The sequence below is a fragment of the Bacillus cereus group sp. BfR-BA-01381 genome (assembly GCF_022663555.1).
GTDB classification, from domain to species: domain Bacteria; phylum Bacillota; class Bacilli; order Bacillales; family Bacillaceae_G; genus Bacillus_A; species Bacillus_A pacificus.
Genome location: NZ_JAKUFR010000233.1, coordinates 1 through 416 on the forward strand (window position 1 = coordinate 1; position 416 = coordinate 416).

The window sequence follows — 416 nt, forward strand, 5'->3', positions numbered from 1 at the left end:
GATAAAACACCCTCTATTTTAAGACCATCACTACTTTGCCATGAGATGATTTCCCTGTTGCTTTTAAGCTTGTCTTCGAAAAAGCTATTTTCATTCGTTATTTTTTTATCATCCAAATAGATTTCAAAAGTTTCATTTGTTATAGCCTTATTATAGGTTATATGATTGCCATCCCTTGTTATAGAGGCATCCATTATAAAGCCATCTATGTTGTCACTTAATGCTTCCACAGTGCCATCTTCAGCTAGTAATCCAATACGATAATTCGTTTTATCCTGCCATCTAATTAAAATACCTTTAGCTGTCCACTGTAATGGCATAACCGTACTATCAAAATTTGTTAAAGGTTGAATTACCTCTCTCGTATTCATATCATATATCTCTAATGTACTATCTTGTATATGGTTTCTATAGTA

1 pseudogene is annotated in these 416 nt (G+C 32.5%); it reads right to left on the reverse strand.

Annotated elements, in window-relative coordinates:
* Positions 1-416, reverse strand: a pseudogene (locus MR079_RS28455) (S9 family peptidase); the annotation flags it as partial.